We start from the raw sequence: 977 nt of genomic DNA on the forward strand, positions 1-977 counted from the left end.
GGGTGGCTCCGGCGGTAAAGAATGATCCGGCAATGGCGGCAGCCCCCAGGACAATCTGGAATACGCCACCTGACTTGGCCCCGGCGACTCTGGGAACAATATGAATTACAGCGCCATCAGGCAGAGTCTCATGTAACTGCGCCGTTAACCCGGACGTGCTGACGTCCCGCCCGGCAATCCGTACCTGATACCAGCCGTCGCTCAGTTTCTGACGAAACGCCGGGAGCTGTGTGGCCAGTGCCCGGATGGCTTCAGCCCCCGTTTTCACACGAAGGTCGATGCGGCGACCAAATCGTTGTAAATCCCCGTAAAGGCAGATGCGCGCCATGCCCGGTGACGCCAGAGGGAGTGTGTGCGTCGCTGCCATTTGTCGGTGTACCTCTCTCGTTTGCTCAGTTGTTCAGGAATATGGTGCAGCAGCTCGCCGTCGCCGCAGTAAATTGCGGCGTGATTCGGCACTGATGAACCAAAACAGCACAGCAGCACATCGCCCGGCTGTGCCGCTGACAACGGCACCTGATACAGCCCCGTCGCCTCCAGATTATCCAGATAGAGATTCTGGCCGTTACGCCACCAGTCATCCTCACGATGAAAGTCCGGCATCTCAATCCCCGCCAGATGATAAGCATCCCGGAACAGTGTGTAACAGTCCGTCACACCGTGCTCAAAGCGCCGCCCGGTGAGATGCGGCACACAGCGGAACTTATGAATCGTCCCCCGGCAGACCAGCCACCACGGCAAATCACTCTGCACCTGCAGCCGCCGGTCGGCCTCACTCAGCCAGGGCAGACCACCGGGGTGGCTGTGGACCAGCGCCACAATCTCACCCTGCATTTCTGCCTGCAGCCAGTCTTCCGGCGACATACGGAAATACGCCTCCGGCTCACCGGAGATATTCACGCAGGGGAAATATCTTTCCCCCTCCGGCGTGCTTACCACGAAGCCGCACGACTCCGCTGGCGCACATCGCCGGGCGT

The 977-nt window shown here is 60.3% G+C and carries 2 protein-coding genes; both read right to left on the reverse strand.

Annotation, left to right across the window (positions count from 1 at the left end):
* Positions 1-367 (reverse strand): tail assembly protein (locus tag J0A67_RS22555; protein WP_206571663.1); only part of this gene is annotated, 367 nt, incomplete at its 3' end.
* On the reverse strand, positions 265-977 hold a 713-nt coding region (locus J0A67_RS22560; protein WP_196316419.1), incomplete at its 5' end, for a C40 family peptidase. The genes J0A67_RS22560 and J0A67_RS22555, both read right to left, overlap by 103 nt.

Origin of the sequence: Algoriphagus aestuariicola (assembly GCF_017254835.1) — a bacterium.
In the GTDB taxonomy this organism is placed as follows: domain Bacteria; phylum Bacteroidota; class Bacteroidia; order Cytophagales; family Cyclobacteriaceae; genus Algoriphagus; species Algoriphagus aestuariicola.